General features: G+C 39.7%; 14 protein-coding genes. 10 read left to right on the forward strand and 4 right to left on the reverse strand.

What is annotated here, in order from left to right; all coding sequences use genetic code 11:
* Nucleotides 1-520: 520 nt before the first annotated feature.
* Nucleotides 521-1,846 carry an MATE family efflux transporter gene (locus MWU32_RS01170; RefSeq protein WP_246937019.1) on the reverse strand — a complete coding sequence of 442 codons (1,326 nt, stop codon included), beginning with the start codon at nucleotides 1,844-1,846 and terminating at the stop codon, nucleotides 521-523.
* A gap of 183 nt (nucleotides 1,847-2,029) precedes the next feature.
* On the opposite strand from MWU32_RS01170, the gene MWU32_RS01175 reads away from it, so the two are divergent.
* Complete coding sequence (locus tag MWU32_RS01175) at nucleotides 2,030-2,716, forward strand: response regulator transcription factor (protein WP_246937021.1); 687 nt, start codon at nucleotides 2,030-2,032, stop codon at nucleotides 2,714-2,716.
* A gap of 212 nt (nucleotides 2,717-2,928) precedes the next feature.
* Nucleotides 2,929-4,305 (forward strand): ATP-binding protein, encoded by a 1,377-nt coding sequence (locus tag MWU32_RS01180; RefSeq protein ID WP_246937023.1) that lies wholly within the window; start codon nucleotides 2,929-2,931, stop codon nucleotides 4,303-4,305.
* Nucleotides 4,306-4,309: 4 nt separating this feature from the next.
* Here MWU32_RS01180 and MWU32_RS01185 read toward each other — a convergent pair whose 3' ends face one another.
* Entirely contained in the window at nucleotides 4,310-4,930 is a 621-nt protein-coding gene (locus MWU32_RS01185) for a Crp/Fnr family transcriptional regulator (protein WP_246937025.1), read from the reverse strand.
* Between the two features lie 216 nt (nucleotides 4,931-5,146).
* Nucleotides 5,147-5,323, reverse strand: a complete 177-nt coding sequence (locus MWU32_RS01190; RefSeq protein ID WP_246937027.1) for a DUF1059 domain-containing protein — start codon at nucleotides 5,321-5,323, stop codon at nucleotides 5,147-5,149.
* Between the two features lie 293 nt (nucleotides 5,324-5,616).
* Here MWU32_RS01190 and MWU32_RS01195 point away from each other — a divergent pair, with 293 nt between their 5' ends.
* The 7 genes from MWU32_RS01195 to MWU32_RS01225 all read left to right on the forward strand — a co-directional run bounded on the left by MWU32_RS01195 (nucleotide 5,617) and on the right by MWU32_RS01225 (nucleotide 15,788).
* A complete protein-coding gene (locus MWU32_RS01195) occupies nucleotides 5,617-6,876 on the forward strand; it encodes a TolC family protein (protein ID WP_246937029.1) in 1,260 nt (419 codons plus the stop codon).
* The gene (locus tag MWU32_RS01200) at nucleotides 6,876-7,880 is read left to right on the forward strand and encodes an efflux RND transporter periplasmic adaptor subunit (protein WP_246937031.1); all 1,005 of its coding nucleotides are present in this window, start codon (nucleotides 6,876-6,878) and stop codon (nucleotides 7,878-7,880) included. The genes MWU32_RS01195 and MWU32_RS01200 overlap by 1 nt, the downstream gene beginning before the upstream one ends.
* A gap of 141 nt (nucleotides 7,881-8,021) precedes the next feature.
* Complete coding sequence (locus tag MWU32_RS01205) at nucleotides 8,022-8,321, forward strand: DUF190 domain-containing protein (RefSeq protein WP_129017367.1); 300 nt, start codon at nucleotides 8,022-8,024, stop codon at nucleotides 8,319-8,321.
* A gap of 52 nt (nucleotides 8,322-8,373) precedes the next feature.
* A complete protein-coding gene (locus MWU32_RS01210) occupies nucleotides 8,374-11,523 on the forward strand; it encodes an efflux RND transporter permease subunit (RefSeq protein WP_246937033.1) in 3,150 nt (1,049 codons plus the stop codon).
* A gap of 740 nt (nucleotides 11,524-12,263) precedes the next feature.
* Nucleotides 12,264-13,556, forward strand: coding sequence for a S28 family serine protease (locus MWU32_RS01215; protein WP_246937035.1), 1,293 nt, complete (start codon nucleotides 12,264-12,266; stop codon nucleotides 13,554-13,556).
* 551 nt (nucleotides 13,557-14,107) lie between these two features.
* Nucleotides 14,108-14,596, forward strand: a complete 489-nt coding sequence (locus MWU32_RS01220) for a YqiA/YcfP family alpha/beta fold hydrolase (protein WP_246937037.1) — start codon at nucleotides 14,108-14,110, stop codon at nucleotides 14,594-14,596.
* 202 nt (nucleotides 14,597-14,798) lie between these two features.
* A complete protein-coding gene (locus tag MWU32_RS01225; protein WP_246937039.1) occupies nucleotides 14,799-15,788 on the forward strand; it encodes a bile acid:sodium symporter in 990 nt (329 codons plus the stop codon).
* Nucleotides 15,789-16,255: 467 nt separating this feature from the next.
* On the opposite strand, the gene MWU32_RS01230 is transcribed toward MWU32_RS01225, so the two are convergent.
* Nucleotides 16,256-16,750 carry a thermonuclease family protein gene (locus MWU32_RS01230; protein WP_246937041.1) on the reverse strand — a complete coding sequence of 165 codons (495 nt, stop codon included), beginning with the start codon at nucleotides 16,748-16,750 and terminating at the stop codon, nucleotides 16,256-16,258.
* A gap of 598 nt (nucleotides 16,751-17,348) precedes the next feature.
* Between MWU32_RS01230 and MWU32_RS01235 the strand changes: the two genes are divergently transcribed.
* Entirely contained in the window at nucleotides 17,349-22,439 is a 5,091-nt protein-coding gene (locus MWU32_RS01235) for a translocation/assembly module TamB (protein WP_246937043.1), read from the forward strand.
* Nucleotides 22,440-22,454: the final 15 nt, after the last annotated feature.

A 22,454-nucleotide genomic window follows, 5' to 3' on the forward strand; every position in this document is an offset into this window, starting at 1 on the left:
CCACCATCAATCTCGAAGGGTCGGGACGGACATTCGTTCGGGTTTTTTGGTTTTTAATTGATTCCTTTTTCGCGCAATGTACGATAAGATGCCCCATGGTTCCTCCGACGCTTCGGAACTGGAGGCACCACCATCAATCCCGAAGGATCGGGAAGAACAATTGTTCGAGTTTTTTGGTTTTTATTGGTTTTTAATTGATTCCTGTTTCGCGCAATGTATGATAAGATGGCCCCTGGTTCCTCTGACGCTTCGGAGCTGGAGGCACCACCATCAATCCCCAAGTATCGGGACGGACATTAGTTCGGGTTTTTTGGTTTTAGCAGGTTTTTAATTGATTCCTGTTTCTCGCAATGTACGATAAGATGTCCCCTGGTTCCTCCGACGCTTCGGTGCTGGAGGCACCACTATCAATCCCGAAGGATCGGGACGGACATTTGTTCGGGTTTCTTGGTTTTTATTGACAGAGACACACTACATTATTTTAGTGGAGACGCAATGCATTGCGTCTCTAATTACATATTTACTTCACCTCCAACATCCTCAAAATCCCAGGATAATAAAGCCCGAGTGCAAAACCTCTTACCACCACATAAAAAATGAACGACAGCCACAATCCTGTATTTCCGTAATAATGCACCAATAGCATTCCTAAACCAATAAATGCCACCATGGACAACAAGGTCGCATTTCGCATTTCCTTACTTCGGGTTACCCCGATAAAAACGCCATCCAACTGGAAAGCTATAAAAGAAAACAAAATATAAAACACCGCATAGTTCTTATAATTGGAAGCTATGGTTTGCACTTGAAGATCTTTGGTCAGTAAGGGAATGATGGTATTCCCACTTATATAAACAAGCAGGGCAAGCACCACCGCAGTAGCTCCAGCCAACACCGTCGATTGTTTGACCTGAAGCATAAAAAGTGATTTGTTCTTAGCTCCAAAAGCTTTCCCAGCCAGCATTTCCACTACATGGGCATAGCCATCCAAGAAAAACGCCGATAAGGTCACAAACTGCAACAACACGTGATTGGCGGCAAGCGTATGATCTCCAAACTTTGCGCCTTCATTGGCAAACCAAGCAAAGCCACTCAACAAGGCCAAGGTGCGAATCATGATATCCGAATTGACCTTAAACAAGGCTATAAGCTTGGGCATATCAAAAATTTGTGTCTTCAATTCTTGAATTCGCTCCCACGGTCGGTTAAGTTCGAGTCTTTTAAACAATATATATCCCGCAAAAAACAAGGTCAACCATTCTGCCAAAACGGTTCCGAGGGCAATACCCTTCACCCCCATTCCAAATCCGACGACAAAAGTGACATTAAACGCAATATTTAAACCGTTCAAAAACAGTTGCACCCAAAGCAAACGTTTGGTCCATCCCATGCCGATGAGCGTGCCCAATAGTGAGAAGGTAATCAATGTTGCCGGTGCACCCAAAATTCGGATGTAAAAATAATCTTTAACTAAATTTTTGATTTCATCACTCGCACTCAATAAATAAACCGACAGCTCGCCAATTAACTTTTGTAATACAACCAATACCAAACCAATGGTTGCCCCAAGAAATATAGATCGGAACACCAAAGCGTGGAGCTCATTTTTGTCTTCGGCGCCCGAGGCTTGAGCGATAAAGCCGGTGGTACCCATTCTTAGAAAACCAAATCCCCAATACACAAAACTAAAAATCAGAGCGGCGAGAGCAATGGCACCCAAATCGGAAGCCGAGGCGGTTTGGCCTATCGCAGCGGTATCTACCAATCCCAATAGTGGCACGGAGGCATTGGCAATGATGATTGGGATTGCCAATTTGATGATATAGAGATAATTGTTTTGTTTCATTAAAAGATAAAGGTTGAGAATAAAAACCGCATCCGATTTAAACCTCAGCAAACCTACTTAACTTTTTAGGAAACACTTTAAAGAATTTTGATTTTTTGAGACGATAAAATGCTATGACTACAATCAAATAAGTATTATTTTGTTCCCATGTAAAAGCGCCAATGAATTTGTAAATTTGCATCTATGAGGATTTTAATTATTGAGGACGATTTGCGGGTCGCTGAACTTTTACAAAGAGGGTTGGAAGAGCACGGCTTTACCCCGACATTGGCGTATGATGGCGTCTCTGGTAAAAAACTTGCGCTACAAAATGATTACGATCTCATCATCACCGATATCATCCTGCCAAAAATGGACGGTATTGATTTGTGTAAATCTCTTAGACAATCCAAACCCAATATACCCATCATCATGCTGACTGCTTTAGGCACCACCGATGATAAAGTGGATGGCTTTGATGCTGGTGCGGATGATTATCTGGTCAAACCCTTTGAAATGCGCGAACTCATAGCACGGATCCGAGCGTTGCTGAACAGACGGACAAACAGCAATAACAGTTCTGTCACCGTTCTCAATTATGCCGATCTCGAAATGAATTTGCATACAAAAATGGTCAAGCGCAACGGACAGGATATCAGCTTAACACCGAAAGAATTTAAGCTGTTAGAATATATGCTTAAAAATCCTGAGCGCGTGCTCTCGCGAACTGAAATTGCCGAAAAAGTCTGGGATACGCATTTTGATACCGGCACCAACTTTATCGATGTCTATATCAATTATTTACGCAGGAAAATAGACCGGGAATTTGAACACAAACTCATACACACCAAATCCGGAATGGGTTTCGTGATGAAACGGGAAGACAGTTGATTTTTTTAAAACAGGCTGAAAGTCTGTTTAATTCGTGAAATGGATCGCGACCTATTTTTTCAAAACTTTTAGGAAGAAATCCATGACAATCCGTGATCCCGATTGATATCGGAAGGTGTCTAAAACTTTTCCAGAATTGGGCGGTATACACTAAATAAATAAGTTTAATTCTAAATGAGACTAATAAACACTTTTAATTTTTAATCCCTATTTTGAAAACCAGAACACGACTCGCCTTATTATTTACAGTAATTACTGCCACCATTCTATTGGCCTTTGCAGCTGTGATTTATTTTTCCACCCAAGAAAGTCGCGAACGTGAATTCTATGCTTTGCTTAAAAAAGAAGCCATCACTAAAGCCAACTTGGTTTTTAATGCTAAAGTTAACCCACAGACCCTACAGGATATCTACCGCAGTAACCGCCAAGTTTTAAACGAAGTTGAAGTGGCCATCTACGATCAGGATTTCAATTTGTTGTACCATGATGCCGTGGATATCGATTTTGTCAAGGAAACTAAACCGATGATTGACGACATATACAAAAAAGGTGAAATAAAGTTTTACCAAGAAGGCTGGCAAGTGGTGGGAATGCGATTTGAGTTTGAAGATCAAACCTATATAATTACCGCTACTTCGTATGACCAATACGGATATAACAAGTTGAACAACTTACTTAAAACCAGCATTTATGTTTTCGTTATTTCCATTGTTTTTATTTATATCGCTGGGGTTTTCTTTTCAAAAAAAGCGCTTGAGCCAATCAGTAAAATGACCGAAAAAGCACAAGAAATCACCGCGACAAATTTGGATTTACGCCTACCTTCCAAAGACAATAAAGATGAATTATCCGAACTCGCACAAACCTTTAATGCGATGTTGGATCGGTTGGAACAGTCCTTTGAGGCCCAGAAACATTTTGTATCGAACATTTCACATGAACTCCGAACGCCCTTAGCGGCAATAATTACTGAGTTGGAACTATCTCTCGGAAAAGAGAGAAATAGTGATGCTTATAAACTCGCCATCCAGAACAGCTTAAAAGATGCAAAAAAAATTGTGCGGCTTTCCAATAGTCTTTTGGATATGGCGAAAGCAAGTTACGACCCTTCTGAAATCTCTTTTAAATCGGTACGCATTGACGAGGTTTTATTGGATGCCAGGCAGCAAGTGCAACAAGCCAATCCTCATTATAAAATTGACATTCACTTTGAAAATGATTTTGAAAACGATGATCAAATTTCCATCTACGGGAATGAATATCTCTTAAAAGTCGCTTTTACCAATCTCTTTGAAAATGGTTGTAAATTCTCGGATAATCAGCATTCAAAAGCATCCATTCTCTTTAAAAGCGATAGCATCCAATTGAAATTTTCAGATCGTGGGATTGGGATTTCAGAAATTGATCTAAAAAACATCTTCAAACCATTTTATCGTGGTGACAATCAGAAATTTGCCGATGGCAACGGGATTGGGTTACCGTTGACGCAGAAAATAATCTCACTGCATAAAGGGACGATTTATGCGACTTCTGAGGTGGGGATTAAAACGGATTTCCACGTCAACCTCCCAACTTTAAAAGAAGGCTAAAATCTCATTGACCTTTCAGAATTATCTCGCCCCGACGCAATTCAACCACATTCTTTTTTTCAAGATCCTTCAACAATCTTGAAATTACCACTCTGGTTGTTCCTAATTCATTCGCCAATTTCTTGTGGGTTAGAGACACTTTATCATCACCTTGTCTGTGGTGATATTGAATAAGGTAGTTATACAGCCGTTCATCAATATTCTTAAAACTGAGATCATTAATAGTATTGAGCAATTCGGTATAGCGATTTAGAAACGTATGAATAATAAAATCATTCCATTTGGGATAATTGATTTGCCATTCGCGGACTTTCGTTGTGGGAACCAAGAGTAATTCAGATTTGCGCTCAGCAATTGCATGGACTTGACTTTTCATATCTGAAAAACTTGCCACCAAAGACATCATACACGTTTGTCCTGAAGCAATATAATACAACAGAATTTCCCGATCCAAATCATAATCGTTTCGGTAAACCCTGATTGAACCATCCAAAACTAATGGAATTACCTTCATATATTTACCAGATTCAGCTAAAACTGCGCTTTTTTCAACTATAATCGTTCGGCAAGTTGAACCAATTTCAGTTTTAAGTTCCTCTTCAAGTGGAAGGTCATCCAGTTTCATATGAGTATGAGGTTAAATATCATTAACAAGATACGTCAATATTTAATTTTAGTCAACAAATAATCATTGTTGGCTAAAAGAAATAGATCTTATAGCTAATAAAAAATAACTTTAATATTAAATTCTAATCACTCAAAGTCACATTTCTTAGCCCTCCATCCAATTAAAGGTCAATTTCAGAAACCATCTTTTATAAAACCAATATTCCCTTTTCTCTTACTCATCCCGCATGACGCTCTTTATTTTAGATGCAATTTCTGGAGTCACTTTAGTTACGCCATGAACTTTATTCGCGTGTTCAGCGGCTAATGTTAATGCTTCCTCTTCTGTTCTGGCTGTGATGATTCCATCACAATCAAATCCGACATCGCGGCAGTGAATTACTTTTTTCATGGCTTTCCAATTTAAATGTTTTTATACTTTAGGTTAAAGATAAAAAGACGCCTTGACTAAGACGGTATCTTTTGATACACAGCATAAAGTTTTAATACAAATGAAATGTGAGCCTCAACTCATATATAATTAATTCTTTGGTCGGCCTTACCAGCTCCCCTTTAAATTTCACAAATAATTTTTCTAATGAAATTCTAATAATTTTCTATGAGTTCTCTAACTGATAAATAGAGAAATGAGGTCAATATTTGTAATTCTATGCAAACCGAAAAAGAATTCACTAAAAAGCTGACATGACCTTCATTTTTAAAATATTTCTCTATTTAGCTATCGTTGTCGGAGGATTACAGTCTCTACATGCGCAAACACCATATACTTTGGAAAAGGTCTTAAAAACGGCAAGGCTCAACAATCCTATTTTGAAATCTGAGCACTATAATGTAGCTATTGCCGAAAGTGATATCCTAAGTGCTGAGTTGCGGCCGAATCTTGTATTGAGCAATGAAACCATTCAGATTGCCAATTCGTCAGATTTTGAAAATAGCACGAATTGGGGCCATCCTGAAAACCGTGAGGTGCTTTGGCAATTATCCAAGACCTTCCAAATTATGGGTCAGCGTCAAAACAAAATTGAGGTCGCTCAGAAAAGCGCCCAATTATCACAAAAGGAATACACCGAAATAGAAAGTGCCGTGCTTTTTGAAGTGGCCCAAAAATGGAACGACGTCTGGACCGCACAGAAACAACTGGAACTTATAAAATCTGCAAAAGATAATATTGACAGTTTGGTGATCACGAATCAACATCGGTTCAGAAATCAAGTCATCACCCAAACAGACGTTTTTCGAACGGAATTATTAGCCAAACAATATGCCTTACAATACGCTACAGAGCATCAAGAATTGGCCAATCGTAAAAAGGAGCTTCAGTTTATTATGGGTATCCAAGATACTATCCAAATTGATACCTCGGAAGATTTAGGTAGATACGGACTGACTTCCTTAAACGAATTATTAGAGCAATCGATGGAGTTTCGAAGTGATATCCAAGCTGCCAAATCCATGATTGAAGTTTCTGAAAGCAATATCCATCTGCAAAAAAGCATGGCCTATCCACAACCTGAAATTGGCGTGATTTATAACGCACAAAACAAAGTACCTCATTTCGGATTTGCCGCGTCCATCGATTTACCGTTTTTTGATCGGAATCAAGGTGAGGTCAAAAAATCACTTATCCAAAGAGATCAGGCTGAACAGCAATTTCACACCTTGCAGACCCAACTTCAAACTGAAATCACCACGGCTTATGAAAGTCATCGAGTTCAGCTACAAAATATAGAAAATTATCAATCGGTTTTGGAGCAATCACAAACCATTTTAGATAATATAAAGTACGCCTACCTCCGAGGAGGCACCAGCATCGTCGATTTCCTGGAAGCCCAAAGCAGTTGGCTGGAAACGCAAGAACAATACAACGACGTTTTAGAGCAATACCGTCAAAGTCACATACAACTGCTGTACGTAGCAGGTTTAATCAATCAATTAGCACAATAATGAAGAACGCAATTTTCACCGCTTTTGTTTTACTCTTGTTGTCCTCCTGTGGCAGCGAATCCAAAACAGAACCGACCCATAGAGCCTCACCCGTTATCACCAATGGTGGGACGACCATTCAATTTCCAGAAGCTGCACACTTGGAGTTTTTCAAGACGGAGCATCTCAATAACGATACGCTTTCGGCAAAATTTACGGCACCGGCAAACGTCGCCGCCACCGTATTGCCATCACGCGAAGGTGCAGGACGACATCTGATTTTGTTCGAAAACCCTGAACTATCGAGCCATTATACACAGCTGAATCAATTACAGATCAGCATCAATCAAATTGCCAACGTCAACCTCAAGCAGCGTCAGTTGGAATTGGAACGGACAAAAGATTTGAATGCTCACGGCGTCGCAACAGGTCAAGATCTGATGGATGCTGAAAGTGCTTTGACCATGGAGCAAAGCGCACTTTCCAATGAGAAAGCAGCCCTGACCGAACACGAATCCAAATTGATTTCCGAAGGATTTTCACCTGATGTCTTGCGAAAAGCAAAGGCGGGAACGGCATTCCTGATTTGTGATATTCCAGAAAATCAAATCGGAAATATTAAAGAAGGTGATACGTGTGATATTCGATTCAATGCCTTCCCGAATATCGAATTCACTGGAAAAGTGGATGCCATTGCCGACGTTGTCGATCATAGCACACGCATGGTCAAAGCGCGAATTATCGTCAATAATTCCTCTAAAAAACTGAAATCAGGCATGTTTGCCAATGTGAGTTTTGATCTGAGCGATGACCATAATGTTAGTGTCAACAAGAATGCACTGGTCACGGTCCAGGGCAAGCATTATGTATTTATAAAAACTTCCGAAAACGAATTTGAGCGTAAAGAAGTAAAAATCGGTCAACATATTGGCGATCGGATTATCATTTTTGATGGCATTTCTGCCGATGATGAAGTTGCCATTGAAGGCGTTTTACAGCTCAAAGGTTTATCGTTCGGATATTAAAATTCTTAGGTCAAGTCGAGCATTAACCTATTCAACATACATTTTGAATGAAGTTAGCTTTCTCAGTAAGTCGAATGTCAGGTTGAGCGCAGTCGAAACCCTATAAAGTAAATAATCAAGTTAAGATTAAAACATTATGTCATGTTACAAGCACAAATTTTCATCGATAAAGACGAACTCAAAGGCGTCAAGCCTTTACATGAGTTTATTATGAATTTACTCATAGACAATGGGATTGCAGGTGCAACTTCCGTGATGGGATATTCGGGTTTCGGCAGACATCATCGATTGAAACAACCTTCCCGACTATTTTCCTTTGATGAAGCATCCATGCTGATCACCTTTGTTGATTCTGAAGAAAAAGTAAAAACAACATTAAGCGTTCTAAGAGAACAGTATCGCGGCGGATTCATCATCACCCACCGGGTCGATCTCTGGTAGATCATCTTTACCTCCTCCAAATAAAACATTTAATTTTTAAATCATTTTTCCTGTGATTAAAAATCTCCTCATATTTTCACATAAAAACCGCCCTCTGGTAGTCGTTTTAAGTCTACTGATCATGGCCATCGGGTATTATAGCTTTACTGAACTTAAAATTGAAGCCTATCCGGATATTGCCGATACCAACGTGATTGTGGTGGCGCAATACCAAGGTCGCGCTGCCGAAGAAGTGGAGCAGCAAGTCACCATTCCTTTAGAGCGGGTACTGCAAGACGTACCTAATGTCATTGACCGAAGAAGCCGAACCATTTTTGGACTTTCTGTGGTTCAACTGACATTTAAGGATGATACGGACGATTATTTTGCACGTCAACAAGTGATGGAGCGCCTCGCAAGCGCCGAATTACCAGATGGCGTTATCTCCGAATTGGCGCCACTTTCCACCGCTGTGGGTGAGATTTTTAGATACGTGGTAGAAGCACCGCCAAGCTATTCGCCTACGGAGTTAAGGGATTTACAAGATTGGGTCATTGAACCGTATTTACTACAAACCAATGGCGTTGCCGATATTACCACCTTTGGAGGTCCGTTAAAACAGTTCCATATTCTTATTGATCCTGACAAACTCCGCAAATACGATCTGTCGTTTTCTGATATTGAAGAGGCTGTGGTTGCCAACAACCATAACACAGGAGGCAATATCATGGAACGCGGCGGTCAGGGTTTTGCCGTACGCGGTTTGGGTGCCATAAAAGGCGAAAAAGACATTGAGAATATCGTCTTAAAAGCGGTTAATGGCGTACCGATATTTATACGTGATGTGGCGAGTGTAGAAATTGCACCTCCGCCACCGAGTGGTGTTTTAGGTTATTCGGTACCTGACGAAAATATCGAGGTCTACAATGGCGTAGAAGGTATTATTTTACTTCGGAAATTTGAAAACCCGAGTGAAGTCCTGGTAGAACTCAAACAGCGCATTGCCGATTTACAAGCCAACGAACTTCCGCAAGACGTGACCATCCGAACGCTATATGATCGTGGATTTTTAATTGATCACTCGTTAAATACTGTGGGATGGACCTTGTTTGAAGGCGTGAGTATTGTGGTCATCATCCTAATTTTCTTTTTGGGAAGTGTCCGAAGTGCTTTAGTTGTGGCCTTGACCATTCCATTTTCGATGTTATTCGCTTTTATCATTATGCGATTCACAGGCATTCCAGCCAACCTCCTCTCGTTGGGCGCCATTGATTTCGGAATTATTGTGGATGGCGCCGTGGTCATGACCGAACATCTCATTCGGAAATACCGCACCTCAACCCCTGAAGAACGCAAAAGTGGCATTGTTAGAATTACCCTATTGTCTGCCCAGGAAGTTGGTCGTGAAATCTTTTTCTCAGTAACGATTATTATTTTGGCATATCTACCGATTTTATTAATGACCCGTGTAGAAGGCAAACTGTTTTCGCCAATGGCATTAACGCTATCGTTTGCCGTTTTAGGATCGATGTTGGCAGCACTGACCTTCATTCCTGTGGTCATTTCGTATGTGTACAGCAAAACCATGTCGCAACCCGACAAAAAATTCAAAGAACCTAAAAACTTTGTCCTCACATTTTTAGAAAAACAGTATGTCAAGGTTTTGAACGTTTTTACATCACATTACAAAAAAACCGTGGTCATTGGGTTTGCCATTGTACTGGTTTTGATTTCTTTTGGAACGAAGTTAGGCTCGGAATTTTTACCGGAATTAGATGAAGGGTCGATTTTTCTGCAAGCCAACTTCCCAGCAGGAATCACCATTGCAGAAAATGCGAAATACGCACCTAAAATCAGAGAGGTGATTTCCAAATTCCCCCAAGTATCCTATGTCATTACACAAACCGGACGTAACGACGATGGTACGGATCCGTTTCCAGCCAATAGAAACGAGGTATTAGTTGGCTTAAAGGATTATTCTACTTGGAGTGATACGCTTTCAAAAAACGAATTGGTGCAAAAAATGCGCAGCGATCTGGAACATGAATTCCCAGGGGTTGCCTTTGCTTCCGGACAACCTATTATTGACCAGGTGATGGAAATTGTAACGGGTAGTGCTGCCGATTTAGCCGTCTCCATTGTTGGTGATGATCTGATCATGATGCGCGAAAAGGCTGAACTCATTTCGGAAATTATGCGTGGAATGGAAGGAAGTGAAGGAGTAAACATTGAGCAAGAAAACACTCAAGACCAATTGGTCATTAATATCAATCGGGAGCAGGCGGCACGTTATGGAATTAACGTAGCGGATATTCAAGATATGATTGAAGCCGCCATTGGTGGTAAAGAAATCTCTGTCTTGTATGATGGTGCCAAACGCTATGATATTGTGGTGCGCTATCTTCCAGAATACAGAGAGAACATTAATGACTTAAAAACCTTGTTGATTCCTTCAGCTACTGGCGTATTGATCCCGATGGATCAATTGGCAGATATTGGTTACGAGGACGGACAAACCAACATTTACCGTCTTAATAATAAACGTATGGTGACGGTACGTGCCAATATCCAAGGCAGGGATCAAGGCGGCTATGTGAAAGAGTTACAGGATAAAATTGAGACACAAATAGATATCCCTAAAGGTTATGAGATTGTTTATGGCGGACAGTATGAAAACTTGGAACGTGCCGGAAAGCAGCTGGCATTTACCATTCCGCTGACCTTAGTTCTGGTGATTGCCTTTTTATTTATGTTGTATAAAAACTTCGGACACACTTTAATCACGGCCAGCTGTATTCTATTTGCTTTGGCGGGAGGCGTCATTGCCTTGCTGCTTAGAGGCTATTATTTTAACGTCTCTGCTGGGGTTGGATTTGTTTCTATTTTGGGTATTTCTGTGATGGCGGCCGTTTTATTGGTCTCCGCATTAAATAGAGCCTCCGCAAATGAACCCTTGAGCAAAACCATGATTACAGCAACCTCAAAGGAACAACTAAGAGCGGTATTGACCATTCTTGTTTTGGCTATTTTCGGACTGGTACCGGCAGCCACCTCAAGCGGCATCGGTTCGGATGTTCAAAGACCGTTGGCAACAGTGATTATTGGTGGATTGACGAGTACCTTAGTGTTTGCGCCACTTATAATTCCGCCATTGTATTGGTGGGTGAATAAGCCGAAGAAGGATGCCCGCCTGCCGGACAGGAAGGAAGCCGAATCCCGATAGCCACCGAAATTGAAGCGTAATGCGTGATTAAAGACCTTTCAGGTTTTAAAAACCTGAAAGGTCTCAATCATAGGTTCGACCCCGCTGGGGTCGGGATCAATCTACATGCTAGATTCTATAAACGTTTGAATCCTACGGATTCAGGATATCGGCAATTTCAGCTGCGGGGATTTATAGTGGTTTTGATTTGTTTTGTAAGCTATTGTTGGCAAAAAAACCATCTTCGTCCGATCACAAACAAATCTCGTAGAGACGGAATCATTGTAACAAAATAAAAATTACCTGCGACCTCAGCAGGGTTGATCAAAATATCAACACACGTATGAGGCCTCTGAATTCATAACAATAGCTTGAAACATTTTATAAACATTTGAATCCTACCGATTCAGGATATCGGCTATTTCAGCCGCGGGAATTTATAATGGTTTTGATTTGTTTTGTAACCTATTGTTGGCAAAAAAAACAATAACGACCTGAATAGAAACAACCTATCAAGTAAAGGATATAAAAAACCATCTTCGTCCGATCACAAACAAATCTCGTAGAGATGGAATCTTTGTAATAAAATCAAAACTACCTTCGACCCCAGCGGGGTCGAACCAAATATCAATAACCGTATAAATCCAATGGATTCATGACAATAGCTTGAAATTTTAGACATATTTAAAATTTTGAGCCCGTTTTCTCCGAGTAGTTCTTAATTTTACCAAAACACATCTTTACTCTATTTCAAAGTACTTATGAAAAAATCAATATGCACTGTGCTTTTAATCTTCGGATTATCATCTTTTTTAAATGCGCAATCAGAGACACTGGAACAACTCCTTTACGAATTGCCCGATGTTATTTTCACAAAAATTGAAACTCCCGATAATTATGAAGCGGCTTATGAATTAAAGATTAAACAGCCTCTTGATCATAAAGACCCTTCCAAAGGCTATTTTTATCAAAGAGCTTATTTGTCACACAAAGATTTTAAGCTGCCCACAGTGATGATCACGGAAGGATACACTGCTATCAGAAATAGGGTTGATGAATTAACGCATTTTATCGATGCTAACCAGCTCAGGATTGAGCATCGCTATTTTGGAAAAAGCAATCCCGCCGAAATCGATTATCAATACTTGACTTTAGAGCAAGTTGCCGCCGATTTACATCACATCAACACTCTTTTCCGAAATTTATACCCGACAAAATGGGTATCTACAGGGCGTAGCAAAGGAGGTGCAACGACCTTATTTTACCGCTATTTTTATCCTGAAGATGTTGATGTTAGTGTCAATTATGTGGGACCAATCAATACGTCGTTTGAAGAGCAACGCGTTTATAAGTTTTTAGATACTGTAGGAACTGCAGATTGTCGCAAGAAAATCGAAATATTCCAGAGACATGTTTTGGAAAACAAAGACGAGATTCTACCGCTAATGAAAGCTTACAGCGTGGGTGCCAAAGCGAGTTTCACCTATCAAAACATCGAAAAAGCCTTTGAGTTTTCAGTGATGGAATACCCGTTTTCATTTTGGCAATACGGCTCAGACTGTGATTCAATTCCTGATGAAACCGCTTCTGCTTATGATTCCTTTTTATACTTAACCCAAGTGTCGGATATCACCTTTTTTAGTGATCAGACCATGACGGACTATGCCTCCCATTATTATCAATCGGCCAACGAATTTGGTTATTACGGTTATGACACCAGTAAATTCAAAGGACTTTTGGACGAATTACCTACCGATAAAAATCCGCATGCCGCTTTTACACCTAATCATATGAAGGTTCCGTTTAACGATAAAGCTTTAAAAGGACTTAATGCTTGGCTTCCTAAGCATGGCAATAAAATCATACATATTTATGGAACTTTAGACACTTGGTCTGCTTCAGCTGTGCCAAAATCTGATAAAGTGGATGCCCTATGGTTTATGATGAAAGGAAAACATCATGGCACGGCAAATATCACAGAAATGACACCAAGTGAGAGAGAAAAACTCACAAAAGCATTGGAACGTTGGCTAAATATTAAAATTGGAAACTAAAATTCCTTTATATTTTTGAAGGTGCTTTTGATTAGTGTTTTATTTTATCTTTAAGGATTGTTGGTAGAAAACACTAAAAATGGCGTCTATCATCAACAATGACCGAATCAATATCCATAATATCGACACATTAACTCCAAATTAAAAAAAGTGGAAAGCACGCCTGAAAAAAGAGTTGCACTAATAAATAATGTGGCGAGAATAACAATTTTTTTTGGTGAACGGAAATTGACATAATTCAGCACCACTTGAAAAATCAAGGCAATAGATTGCGCAATCAACATTCGTTTGGCACAGTCTATAAAAGGCTCTTTGTAGTACACAAAATATGTCGCTAATATTAAACCGATATACAGTGCGGTGATTACAGATACCACTGTCTTTGGGAATCTAAATCGGTGAAGGTTTGTCATGAGAACCAGCTTTACTCCAAAGATAGTGAATCAGGAAACACACATCCTATATTATACAGTCTAAAAACAAAAAACCTACTAAGAATTCAGTATGAGAATCATAAAAATTTCTTAGTTTGAGCACAAATACTTGACAACATGAAAATCCTATATATCCACGGCCTTAACGGTAGCCTAACCCCCGAAAAACGAGAGATTTTAGAGCGCTACGGCAATGTTGAGGCGCCATCCATAGATTATGAAAACAATGCAGATAGCATTTTATGGCTGCATGATCAATATAAAGATGCCAAATTTGATCTGGTCATGGGCAGTAGTATGGGCGGATTTGCGGGCTATCATCTATCAAAATTACTGCAATTACCCGCGTTGGTATTCAACCCCGCGTTGGCCGAAAGAAGCGTGCTACAAAATCTACCGGATACACCAGAGACCAATAATGACCACATCTCTATTGTATTAGGCTCAAAAGACACTGTTGTCAATCCTAAAGATACGCTTCACTTTTTGGGCGATTTATTAATGCAGGAACAAGATTATAAAATCAACATCAGGCACGACTTGGAGCATCGGATTCCGTTGGATGTTTTTGAGGAAGAAGTGGTGAGATTTATGGGAGGCTTGTAATTAAGATTGTTGGTAGAAAACACCAACAATGGTGCTGTTGATTGAGAGCATTTCGGGCATCACAATTTATAAACAGTGTTTCTTCAGTAAATTCAATTACCGCCAAGAGCTACTAACACTATCAAACGTCCTGAATCTTTGATATTTTATCACATTCATAACGCCTATCCTCCTTATATTTGCACTAAACCCAACGACTTAAATGCTCAAAAAATCACCAATAGACACTTTTGTCATCGCCATTGTCATTAGTATTGTCATTGCATATTTCTTTCCGCAACTCGGCGCTTCTGACAGCCCCGTACCGATGAATTTCATTAGCAGTTTGGGTATTTCCTTAATCTTCTTTTTTTATGGTCTGAGCATGAGCTCTCAAGCCATTAGAAACGGACTTAAAAACTGGAAACTGCACATCTCCGTTCAAACCTCAACCTTTGTGCTCTTTCCGCTGCTGATTTTACCTTTTTTCCCGTTGGTAAAAGACACATCCTATGAATTGCTTTGGTTGGCCTTCTTATTTATGGCAGCCCTACCTTCTACCGTGTCCTCGTCGGTGGTCATGGTCTCCATGGCAAAGGGCAACTTGCCTGGCGCCATCTTTAATGCCAGCATCTCAGGGATTATCGGAATTATCCTGACACCTCTATGGATGATGCCGTTTATTAAGCAAACGGATGTGACATTCGACTTTTCTACAATTTACTTCCAACTGATTACCGAGATTGTCATTCCATTGATATTGGGATTGTTGCTCAGACGATTCCTTGGTGCATGGGCACAGAAAAACAAACGCACCCTGAATAAGTTTGATAAGTCCATCATATTATTGATCATTTATAAAAGCTTTGTACAGTCCTTTGAAGACGATATTTTCAGTAGCGTCAGCCTACTCGAAATGATGGCGATGGTCGGCTTAGTGCTATTTTTATTTTTCTTGGTGTATTTTTTAACCGGTTGGATTGGGAAATTATTAAAATTCAATCATGCTGACCAAATCACCAATCAGTTTTGTGGCACCAAAAAATCGCTGGTTCATGGCACGGTCTTCTCCGAAGCTTTATTTGGTCAAACGAGTATCGTGGGCATTATATTATTGCCGTTAATGTTTTATCACGCCCTGCAGATTTTGATCATCAGTGTGATTGCGACGAATAAAGGAAGAGAACAGATGGATGCGGTGGACAAGCTATGAGTTCCCGCCTCCGCTAAGATCATGGACGGGCAGGCAGTGTTCAGTGTTCTAAGCAATCATTAATAGTCACAATAAACTAACATTTATCGAATTTAAAATAGATTGACTTTAATGTTGATAACAGCGCCCATTTACGCTTTTGGTCATGCGTTTACAGCGTGCTCCGGCTTTTGTTTTTCCCGTGCATTGGGTGCTTACGGTAGTTTTTACGGTTGGGGTGGTGGTAGATTTTGTCGATGTAGATCTGATGTCTAACGATCTTACATTGGCAGTTGGTTTGCATATTAAACAGGCAGTATAATGAAGATCTATCGCCTTTTCAAAAGTGATTTCAGTTTTGGAGCTTCTCAAGTAATGGCAGTTGGATTTATGATATTTCTTACCAGTTTTAGTGACGTAAACGGTTTGCGCTGAGAGCTCACAAACAAATGTCATTACCCCGATAAACAGGAAAAGTCGAAATAGTTTCATTCAGATTTCACTTTTTTCTTCCTTTTAGAACTACGCCACTCCCAAGGTGCTATGGCCTGAGGATCTTGCCAGAGTCCCACTTTAGCAGCTTTGGCCTTATCTTCCATTTCCTGTAAGGTTTTATCCTTTGAGTATTTTACATAATGCCAAGCCAAGCCATTTTTAACCAATTCATGGCACAAGCTTAAAGAGTCATTATAGATCACGTTGCTGATATAACGTCTATAGCGATCGGTTTTCTGGATGTTGATGGTCACCATTTTTCCGAAAATGGCATCGGCGGTGAATTGTGTAGCCTTTGCAGAAAAAGGCTGCTTTTTTTCTGGGCAGTCAATATTGGCCAATCGCACTCTAACTACTGTCGAATCAAGCGTAAGGAGTTTAAAACTATCGCCATCCATGATGCCTACAACCTTTCCGGTTAGTGATTGGCAGAGGCCAATTGCAATATAGAATTGGAAAATAAAAAAGAGTGCCGTTTGTTTAGTCAATTAGAAGTATTTTAATTTCGCACAATATACATTATTCTTCGAGTTTTATTCTTTGTTTCCACAGCACCCTACTTATTCGTCAGAATATTGATCCTAAACTACTCAATAAGCTGGATTTATGAATTAATGATTTTTAGCTTTTTCAAAAGTTTAATCATTCTACGGCAACCAGTCAATCATCCCATTATTTTCTGATAAAAAAGACCCTACCTAACCGAAGGTCTTCATCTATAAATGTAAAACACCAATTAATTTTTAGGCATCAATACCATATCAATGACACTGTATGAAGCCGACCAGTTTCCTAAAATAACTTGTGTATTTTACCAGAACACAAGAATATAGAAAAAAAGCTGTCAAGGCAGCAACAAATAAAATACTTGACCACTAAACTATCGTAATTGAATCCTTTGCTGGTTTATGTAAATGCACGAAAACTGCTGATGTAGTAGAATTAATACAATTTTAACTTAAGACCATTAAAGCTGGCAATAGTTGTTAATTTTACCCAATATTGAGATTAGAGTTATTAATAATCGCGTTTAGAGACACGTCACATCCGCTAATATGATAAATTTGTAACCCTAGATCATACTTATTGGAAGAAAGCAACAGCGATAAAATCAAACCTAAAAAAAGAAAATATAGGGCCCTCAGAATAATCGGAAGAATTATTCTGAGCCTTCTCGTGTTCATTTTTCTGCTGATTTTATTTGTTAGAAGTCCGTGGGGTCAAGGCATCATTGTCGACAAAGCCACATCTTACGTTTCCAATAAGACTAATACCAAAGTCGAAATTGATCGCCTGTTTCTTACCTTCGACGGCAATCTCCAAATTGATGGTTTATTTTTGGAGGATACTAAAGGAGATACCTTAGTCTATTCAAAATCGCTGGAAGCCAATATCCCTCTTTGGGCGATGATCCGTGGCGAAGGCATTGGCGTTGATGCGCTACATTGGGATGGTCTTCGTGCCAATATTATCCGTAAAGATTCTATCGCAGGTTATAATTTCCAATTTTTGATTGATGCTTTTGCTCCAGCGGACACTACGGCGGTTGCAACAGATACTACGGCAGCACCTCTGAATATTGTGATAGGAAAACTCAATTTCAAGGATATCGATATTGTTTTTGATGATGCGGTTGCCGGTATTGACGGCCGATTTAAAATCGGGACGCTCAATGCCAATATGAAAACCACCGATTTGGAGCAAATGATATTTGAAGCCTCTGCTTTGGACCTTACTGACGCACGCATCAAATTCATCCAAACGCCAGTACCAGTTATCCCTGAGGAAGACCCAACGCCCTTACCGTCTCTTGCTGTTGAGACTTTAACATTGAACAATGTTTATGCCGATTACCAATCGTACGGCGATCGGATTGCAGCAGAAATTGATATCCAAGAATTATTCGCTAAAATTCCAAAAGTAGATTTAGCCAATAGCGATTTTGTAGTGGACACTTTTCGTTTAAGAAACTCTTCCGTCCAATTAAATACTGAAACTGATACCAATGCCGTCACCCAAAAAGTGGTGGAAGTTACCCAAGACATCAAACAGGATATTCAGTTCTTTGAGTGGCCAGAATTAAGGTTAGCAATTGGTTCGGTTGATTTTACCAATAACAAATTCAGCTATTTTGTCGCTTCCGCAGAAGCCAAAACAGGACATTTCAATCCGGATGCTTTTGTTTTAAACGATCTGAACCTGCAAGCCAATAACATCAATCTAAAAGATAAAAAAGCAGAACTTCATATCGAAAATTCTACGTTTAAGGAAATTTCAGGATTTGATTTAAAGGAATTAAGCCTTAAGTTCAACGCTGATGATAATGCCTTGACCGTATCTGATCTTAAAACTGCATTAAATAACAACAGCTTAATCGCCAATTTACGACTTGAATATCCGAAATTATCGGCGTTGATCGAATCGCCAGAAAAATCGAAGATTGCTATTGATATTCCCACATTCCGAGTGTCCTTGAAAGATGTATTTCTGATTCAACCGGAACTGAAAAAAAATGAATATCTAAATACTCTCAGCCAACATTTACTCACCGGAAACACCACGGCTGATGGCTATTTGTCTGATATCAACATTAATCGTATGAATGTCAATTGGGCAAACACGCACATTTCGGCAAACGGAAAAATTCAAAACATCACAGATCCTGAGAATATCCAATTCGACATTCCTAATTTTTCAGCCATTTCAACTCGATCCGATATTGTGCAGTTTGTGAATGAAAAGGACCTGGGTGTGAGCCTGCCTGAAGAGATTAAATTGGTCGGAAATATAGAAGGAAACCCCAACGACATCTACACGAATGCAACCCTGACTACAACACAAGGTATTGCTTCTATTGATGGGAATTTTAAGAATGGTGAAATTTTAGAATTTGACGCGGATCTGTCCATAGAAAACTATAAACTGAATGAACTGCTCCAAAACGAACAATTGGGCACGTTAAGTTTAAATCTAAAAACCAACGGAAAGGGAGAAAATATCAACGATATCGACGCCCATATTGAAGCGACTGTGTCCAGCTTTAAATACAATAACTATGATATTAACGACCTAAACCTTGTTGGAGATGTCAAAAACGGACGTGGAATAATTACCTCAAAATATAAGGACTTTAACCTCGACATGGACTTATATGCCACGGTAGTTTTGGACTCCGTCTCACCTGAAGCCAACGTAGAGTTAAATATTATTGGTGCAGATTTGAAAGCCCTGGGACTCATGCAGCGCGAAGTCAAAACCGGCATGAAAATATATGTTGATTTTATAGGGAACGGAACAGCTTACGACGCTGCAGCCATTGTTGATGAAGGTGTTGTAGTATATGATAATAAAACCTATTTGTTGGGAGACCTCAATGCTCTCGCCCACGTGAGAAAAGACACGACTTCTGTATCCATCAAAAATAAGTTGGTGGATGTCCTATTGCAATCCAACACAGAGCCTGAAAGCTTCAGCAAAGCCTTAAGACGCCATGTGTTTAGTTATTTCTACCGCGATGAAGAGGTGCCAGATAGTATTGCCGACCCGGTCAATTTAAAATTACGAGGAAAAATCATCCAAGCTCCTATTTTAAACGATGTCTTTTTGGTAAATGTAAAAAAGTTAGACACGGTTAAAATTGACGTCGATTTCAAAGAAAAAGAGCGCCAATTAAAAGCCAGGATTACGGCCCCACATATCAATTATAGTGGTTATGAGCTGGACAGTTTAACGTTTTCAATGGATACGGATAGAGATAAATTTACGTTTGATTTAGGTTTCAACAGAATTAAGGCGGGGCCGTTTAATATTCAAAAAACAAAACTAACTGGAGACCAAACCAACAACGAACTGTCTTTGGCATTCCTTGCCTATCATAAGGAAGACATATTAACGCAAATTACAAGTAAGACCACAGGTAATCGACAACAATTACGTTTTCATGTCAACCCTGAAGATTTGATATTAAATAAAACACCTTGGAAAATTCCGGAAAACAACGAAATTCTGATCAGCGACAAAAAAATGGAATTTAATGAGTTTATTTTCAGCAGTGACAACCAATCTTTTGAGATTACAGACAAACTTTCTTCTGTCTCTAAGGAACACATTGCTGTCGATTTTAAGAATTTCAAATTGAGTGAACTGTTGAGTTATCTGAATCCCGAGGAGCAATTGACAACAGGCAACCTCAATGGCAATTTTGTTCTGGTGGACCCGTTTACAAACACTGGAATTATTGCCGATCTGGATATTTCGCAATTGAGTTTTATGCAAGTAGATTTGGGAAGCCTGAATCTTGATGCCAAGTCACTTGGAAGCGACAGTTACGATTTTAATGTGGATATGAAGGGAGGCGAAATTGACTTGGATTTAAAAGGTGATTATATTGCATTTCCTGGTGGTGCCAACCTTGATTTAGATTTGAATATCAATCAATTCAACATGAAAGCTCTCACAGGGTTTTCCCAAGGTGAAATTATAGAAACCGATGGCAGCTTTTCAGGAAACTTCAAATTGACCGGGACACTCGATCAACCAAAATATGAAGGCAATTTAAATTTCAATGATGCCGATTTTAAGATAAAGAAGTTCAATGCGGCATTCACACTTGCCAATGAAACTTTATACATCAATAATGAAGGACTTTCTATGGACAAGTTTACTATTAGAGATGAAAACCAAAACACTTTAATTGCCTCAGGGAAAATAGGAACGGAATCTTTTATCAATCCTTCCTTCGATTTGCAAGTGAACGCAGATAATTTTCAAGTCCTTAATGCTACAAAAGAAGATAATGATTTCCTTTACGGAAAAGTTTCCTTTGATGCAGACGCCAAAATTACGGGCGATTTACAGATTCCGAAAATAGATCTAAAAGCAACGGTCGGATCAGACACCAATGTCACATACGTAATGCCATCTGCAACGGTGAATGTTGAGGAGCGAGATGGCGTTGTTATTTTCGTGAATCGTGAAAACCCGGATGCCATATTAACCCGTACTGAAGAAAAAACGGCAACCATAACTGGATTCGACATGAATGCACTGCTGAAGATTGGACAGGACGCCGCAGTGACCATCGTCATTGATGAATCCACTGGAGATAACTTTCAGGTATCCGGTGAAGGGGATTTAACATTCAGCATGAAACCTAATGGAAACATCACTCTTTCCGGTGTTTATGAAGTTCAAAGTGGCCATTACGAATTGAATCTTTATAATCTTGTCAACCGTAAATTCAATCTTGTTTCTGGGAGTCGCATCACCTGGTCTGGCGATCCATTTGATGCCAAGTTGGACGTCAAGGCATTATATGAAGTTAAAACCTCAGCTTCCGCCCTGATGGCGCCTACAACATCCAATTTGGACGAATCTGCCAAAGGAAAGTTCCGTCAGGTGCTTCCTTTTTATGTGTACCTCAATATTGACGGGCAACTGATGGAACCTAAAATCAATTTTAATCTGGACATGCCAAAAGACGAACAAGGCGCTATCGGCGGACAAGTGTATGGCAGGGTGCAGCAACTCAATCAACAGGAAGACGAGCTTAACAGACAAGTATTTTCATTATTGGTTTTGAACCGATTCTATCCTGACCCTGGAAGCGATGGAAGCACTGGAGGTGTCGCATCAATTGCACGAGATAATTTAAATGATGCGGTCTCTGACCAACTCAATATGTTCTCTGATAAATTGTTGGGCAGCTCTGGTTTTGAGCTTAATTTCGGATTGGATAGTTATACAGATTACCAAGGCAGCACGCCTCAAGATCGCACACAATTGGATATTGCAGCCCAGAAAAAAATGTTCAATGACCGTTTGATCGTCAGTGTAGGAAGTGAAGTTGATGTACAGGGCAGCAGTTCTACTGGCGAAGAAACACCAATCATTGGAAATGTCAGTATTGAATATATACTAACAGAAAATGGCCGTTATAGATTGAAAGGTTTCCATAGAAACGAGTTTGAAAATGTTATTGATGGACAAGTTATCGTGAGCGGTATTGCCTTGATCTTCACCCAAGAGTTCAATAAGTTTAATGAACTTTGGGATGCCCTATTCAAATCAACCACAAAAGCAGAGAAAAAACAAGAAGCCAAATTAAAGGCCGCCGAAGAAGCCCAAAAAATAAAAGAAGAGGCAGTTGATGAAAGTATAGAAAAGAAAAAAAATTAAAATCATAATGACCTT

Source organism: Gelidibacter sp. F63206 (genome assembly GCF_023015735.1).